Origin of the sequence: Helicobacter labetoulli (assembly GCF_003670275.1) — a bacterium.
In the GTDB taxonomy this organism is placed as follows: Bacteria; Campylobacterota; Campylobacteria; order Campylobacterales; family Helicobacteraceae; genus Helicobacter_C; species Helicobacter_C labetoulli.
The window spans coordinates 45,977-51,976 of the sequence record NZ_QXJF01000015.1; the positions used below are offsets into that span (position 1 = coordinate 45,977).

Genomic DNA, 6,000 nt, shown 5'->3' on the forward strand with positions numbered 1-6,000 from the left:
ATTTTGAATGAGTTTGCAAGTTTATCAGTGGGCTTATCAATTTGCAAGATTTCAATTTGTAGAACTGCTCGGTGGGATATAATCCTCAATGCCAATGGTGATGTTTGCAGTAAGATTCTTAAACAGCACCTTATTTTTACTCCGCTCATAGTAAAACTCCTGACCACCTCGCACAAACCACTGCACAAAAAGAGTGCCGTCATTGGAAACGCGTTTGCCCTCGCCATCAAAAATATCTCGTGCAGCCAAAATATCGCTAAAGAGATTTGGATAGCTCACCTCACCAAAAAAGCTTTTAACCGCTATCCATTTTGAAGTGCATTGCTTTGCCATACACACCTCTTTTGGTGTAACGACAATCTCGCTCACAGGCTTACCAAGCTTATATAGCTCAACATTAAGCTTTTTGCTTGTTTTGTTATATTTAAACGAAGCAAAGTCATAGAATTTCACTCGTGGAGTGTCAATCAGCAGAATCTTAAACTTTGTTGGCTCTAAAACAGGGGGTTGATTGGGATTAATATTGGGATCTTCAAAGCTTTCAAGCCAAGCACAAGAAGCCAAGAAAAAAGCAAGAAAAAGGGCAAGTAAAAAAAAGTGTAGAAAAGGGAGCAAGAAAACAATGCTCCCTAAAAATGTTCGCTTAAAAACGCCAACTATTGCATTCATTACACTGCCTTAATCCCTTAAGCGCGTGCATTTGAGAGAATCTTATGCCAGATTCTACCATCAAGTTTTAGCTCCATATTGACTTGACATAAGCCATCTTTATACACGGTCTCAAGCACTTCAGCATTGCGGATAAGCGCTTGGACTTTTGTTTTCACAGTTGAGCTTTGAAGCATCATATCACGCACAGTATCTTGGGCATTTACTCTAATACCATACATTTTTTCACCGATTTGGCGATAAGCATCAACAATCGCCGCTCTCTTTGCCATAGCAAAAGCTTGTGAAGGTGAGAGTGAATTTTCAGGTGATACGCCTATACCAACCGCACTTAAAGTAATCTCATTTTCAGGTGTAAGCATTGGAGAGTTTGGAATATTATTCGTATCATTCCTGCCAATATACTCATCTCTATCTCTGTCAAACTTTGGCTCAAGGTTATCTTTATTTAAACCCGGCACTTCAACTTTCTCCACCACAAGCGTGTTAATCTTTTGATTGCCACTTGTCGGCTTGGAGATAAGATTAGGATTTGTATTGTATCCGGGCATTGGCGGATAAGTGGGAGCTTGGATTGGGGCATACATCGGCTGATTACTCGCACTTGGCGGAATTAGCCCATTATTAGCACCACCAGCATCGCCTACATTGAGCAAATCTCCGCAACCACTTAATGCAAACACAGCAAAACTTGCAACAATTGAACTCTTAAGCAAACCATTTTTCATATTCAGTCCTTTGAATTAAATTTCATAAGGACTAAAAGCAAGATGTGTTCCATATTTATCTTAAGCATTTGTATAGTCTATGCTTTGCCTATACTTTACCCATCACTTTACTTGCAAGGCGTTCCCACAAAGCTTGGAATGTTAGACGCAGCCTTTTAGGAAAAGCATAGATTCTAGGAAAATGATAGCAAAAGCGGTATTTTCCCTTGATACAAGGCAAAAATGGCTTTAAATCAGCCTTTGTAAAGCCAAGCTCTGAAACATAGCCAACAACACCCAAAAATCGTATTAGTCCATTTACATTACTACATATTATGCTTTCATAAAAAGATGTAATCTCTATACTGCCCTTATCTCTCGCTTCTTGTTGTAAGATCTTAAAATATTGCAGAATCTTAAAACGACTAAATGCTATTTTTATTTTCTTGTCTCGTGTCTGTCTGCCACGCATAATAGAATTTGGCGATAGTCTATAATTATAAACACAAGTATCATCAACATAAAGGCTTTGTGCTTTCATCGCCACTTCCGTGCAGAATGGAACATCTTCATAGATAATATGCGGAATAAATCTTATACCATTCTTAAAAAGAAAATCAGTCCGTATAGTAAATGCCCAATCTGAAGTTATAAGCGTTTGTCCTCGCATATTTTCTACAAGCTCCTTAGGTGTGTATCGCCCCTTGATATGTGGAGCAAACACGCGAAAATCACAAGGAGACTTTTTGCCACCTTTTTCATCACGGACTATTATATGGCTTTCAATCAATATATCTACATTCTCTTTTATTAAAACTTTTGATATATGCTCCAGTGCGTTAAGCTCCAAATAATCATCAGAATCCACAAAGACGATGTAGCTTTTATTTGTGGTGTTGTGAGATTCTTGCTGGGGGGGGGGTATGAGAGATTTTTGCCTAGCCACATCTAGCCCCTTATTACGAGCCATTGATACTCCTTGATTTTCTTGATGGATAAGCATTAAGCGTGAGTCCTTCTTGACATACTTCTCGGCGATTGCCCAGCTAGAATCCGTGCTACCATCATCAACAAGAATAGCTTCAAACTCCGTATATGTTTGATAAATGATAGAATCTAAACATTCTTTAAGATAAGATTCCACATTGTAAATTGGCACGATGATAAAAAATTTTATATTCTCCATTCCCTTTTTCTTCATTCTCTACCCCCTAAACACTTCTTCCCATAAAGGCATAATCACCTCTTTTGAGAATTTCTCTTTTACTCTTCGCTTGGCTTTTAATCCCATAGATTCTCTTTTATCTTTATCACTCATTAGCGTAAAAAGTTTATCAGCATAACCCTGCAAGTCATTATCTTCTATAAGGTAGCCGCTTATGTTAGATTCTATAATATCACTTGGACCAGTTGCTACATCAAAGGCGATGGGACACAAAGCATACGAGCAAGATTCTAAAAGCACCATAGGGAAGCCCTCAACATAACTAGTCATCGCATAAATACTAGCACTTAAATACTCTTTTTCTACATCTTTTGTGAAAGGTTTTAGGATAATGCTATCTTGTAGGTTTTTTTCTTTTATTTTAGATTCTATTTGTTCTTGTAAGACTCCACTGCCAACAATGATAAGCTGCCAAGATTCTAAACTTTTTTTGTGCGTTGCCGTTTCCGCCCTTTTAAGAGAGTTTGCCTTTCGTGCTTCATCATTTATGCTTAAACTCCTTGCACTCAAGGCTTCACAACTCTTAAAATCATCGCAAACTACTTCCGCACTGATTTGCTTAGAATCTAAAATTGTTTCGTGACTATCAATCTTGTCATATTTGCAAGTGTGGGCAAAATCCTTGCGGATTGTGTTAGCCTTTGAAAAAGGCGAAATATCTTTTTTTGATTCTAGGTTTTTAGATGTTTCGCTTCGCTCAACATGACAAGAAGTGGGCGTAGTATGGCAAGGATTAGATACTTCGCTATGCTCAGTATGACAATGGGGAGAGTTGGTAGAGCAAGGATTAGATTCTAGCGTTTCACTATTTTGCACCCGCACATTCTGCACCTGCTCAAGTGGTGCAGATTCTAACTCTCTATTTATTCTCTCTTGCACCTTTTCCCAAATATCTATAAGTCTTAAAAAGCCTTTTTGATCGCCCCTATCCATACGCCCAACGGATATGATTCTACGCTGATTGGAATCTGTGTTTTTCTGTGAAATATTAGGCAGAAAGTTTGGAATAACTTTGATGTTGTTGTGATAGTATTGCCAAGCTGAAAGCTCAGCAGAAGAAAGAATAATAAGAACATCAAAATAATTGTTGCGAGAATGATACTTGCTAAAATTTAAGTGAATAATACGACAATAGTGCGTCTTTGAATACTTAAAAAAAGGCGTGTAGGTTGCACAATTACTGATTATTACATCAAAATGAGAAAATCTTTGGCTTACTTGCAAGCTCAAAATAAACTTATACAGATTCTTATAATACATTTTTGAGAAAAAATTGCTATGTTTCTTGGCATATTCCGCCTCCGAAAGATTGTGCCATATATGGAGATTCACGCTCTCATCTAGCTCATAAGGTAAAGGTGTATTTGCTTGATAAAAGCTCAAAATACTTACCTGATGCCCAGCCTCACTCAAAGCATTAGCAAGATTCACACATACGCGTTCAGCACCACCGGTTATGCTTATGTCATTGATTGTTAGTAAGATTTTCATCTCTCCACCCTAAACCAACCACAACCCCACACCAAATAAAAATACATTGCAAAATTTGGGGATACAACGCATCAAAAAGGCTTTGTATACAGATCCCACACACAAATATAATTAAGCTCAATCCCCAAAATGACTTCCATCTGTATTCTTGCTTTTGCATACATCTATATCCGCTATAAAGCAAAAAAAACTGAAAAATCACAATACAAACAAAACCTATTACACCATAAGAAAAAAGCAGACTTACTGCAAAATTATGTGGGTGATTATAGCCATTCATGTTCATATTATTTGAATTATTTTCAAAGTTTATATACGACCTGTTTTGATGATTTTTAAGACTATAATAACGCCATAAATACTCACCAATCTGAAAAACACCTACAATATGAGGTTTAAAAGGAGAATCTGCAACAGCCAAAAGTGTAGATTTTGTCATATTAATACGAGAAAGAGAGGAGTGTTCCCAAGTTATTTCATTTTGACCAAGAATTAAACTCTCGTGAGAACATTCAATATGTTTAGAAAAACAAAGCTTATCATATTGTCCCATTTCTATGGGGTTAGTATTCCACACCACAACAAAATTATCAATCATATGTGCGAAATTATACCTATCAGAAAAAGATTTTGATGCGTGATAAAAGCCTATTACAAATGTTATACCAATACACAGCACGAATAATAGCACTTTTAATTTATGTTTGTATTGCCATACAAAAAAAGGAATAAATAACATACCAACAAATGCAACCAAAAAACTACGCTCACCATTGGCAAGCATCGCAAACAAACTTAGAATAAGTCCAATAAAACTTAAGATCTTATAAGTCCATTTTTTAAATGCAAACACACCGGCCAAACTCATTGAAGCTGGGGCAATAAGCCAAATATTATATGTAAAAACAACTTGAAAGAAAAAGGGGATATTATCAGTATTTAAAAGGCCATTCTTTAAGCCCAAACATATGGTAGAACACACTTCTAAAACACATAATAATACAAATGCGGCTAAAAAGAAAAAAACATTCTTAGCTTTTCCATACATACCAAACAAGAACATAGAAACAAACAGAACAAAATAACCCACTATATGCTGATTAACAGATTTTAAAACAACCGATATTTGTCTTACCCACACATCATCAAAAATCGTCAAAATCCCCAATAAGCAAACAATGACAAAACAACAAATTGGAACGGACAAAATTTTCCACAAAGCCCTTGAAAACAAACGATAGTTATAAATTATAAACAACAAACCGCCAATGTGAAAGAATGTTTGTGTCTTAAGTGATTTGCCAAAACTAGATAATCCTAGTGCGTAACACAACATTCCAACACAAAATAACCCTAAAGTTATCTCTTGATTATATTTTTTAATAAATCCCACAATAATTATCCTTGCTTGTTTAGTAGAGCCATTCTACCCCATTTTTCCAAATACTTTAGCACAATTACTATAATTGCAATGTCAAACTTATAACAGAATCCGCTCTTTAATCTTAATTTAAATCACACAGTCTTAAAGCTTAAAGTGCTATAAAATCTCCAAAAGGAGTAAAAATACAAACACGCCCCCGCAAACTTCCACTAAAAATCACTATAAAAGCTATCCCCTACACTTAAATTTCAATAATAAAGCAAATTCTAACATACACACCACTAAAAAGCTTCACACCGCACCAAATCCTTAACAACAAAAACCAACAAATAAAAAACACTAGAAGTAAAATAAAAAGCTTTGTAACAAATAAACAAACCAAACAGGGCAATAAAGCCTAAAACCTATGTTAAATTTGTGCCTTTTCTAATTTTACCTTATCATCTTTCAATCTCAAATCACAATCTCATTTTAGCCCATTTTATCTAACAAAAAAAATATAAAGATGAAAAATCCAAAGTAAC

At 35.7% G+C, this 6,000-nt stretch carries 5 protein-coding genes; all 5 read right to left on the reverse strand.

Translation table 11 applies throughout. The annotated features are described in order from the left end of the window. Positions 1 to 51 precede the first annotated feature (51 nt). Positions 52 to 669, reverse strand: coding sequence for an HP0838 family lipoprotein (locus EBF12_RS08670; RefSeq protein ID WP_121727297.1), 618 nt, complete (start codon positions 667 to 669; stop codon positions 52 to 54). A gap of 17 nt (positions 670 to 686) precedes the next feature. Beyond that, the gene (locus tag EBF12_RS08675) at positions 687 to 1,397 is read right to left on the reverse strand and encodes an LPP20 family lipoprotein (protein WP_014666253.1); all 711 of its coding nucleotides are present in this window, start codon (positions 1,395 to 1,397) and stop codon (positions 687 to 689) included. 88 nt (positions 1,398 to 1,485) lie between these two features. Continuing rightward, positions 1,486 to 2,577: a glycosyltransferase gene (locus EBF12_RS08680; protein WP_014666252.1), complete on the reverse strand. Its 1,092-nt coding sequence runs from the start codon at positions 2,575 to 2,577 to the stop codon at positions 1,486 to 1,488. Positions 2,578 to 2,580: 3 nt separating this feature from the next. Further along, positions 2,581 to 4,092 carry a glycosyltransferase gene (locus EBF12_RS08685; protein ID WP_121727298.1) on the reverse strand — a complete coding sequence of 504 codons (1,512 nt, stop codon included), beginning with the start codon at positions 4,090 to 4,092 and terminating at the stop codon, positions 2,581 to 2,583. Further along, positions 4,067 to 5,485 carry an O-antigen ligase family protein gene (locus EBF12_RS08690; protein ID WP_121727299.1) on the reverse strand — a complete coding sequence of 473 codons (1,419 nt, stop codon included), beginning with the start codon at positions 5,483 to 5,485 and terminating at the stop codon, positions 4,067 to 4,069. Before EBF12_RS08690 ends, EBF12_RS08685 begins: the two co-directional genes overlap by 26 nt. Positions 5,486 to 6,000 lie beyond the last annotated feature (515 nt).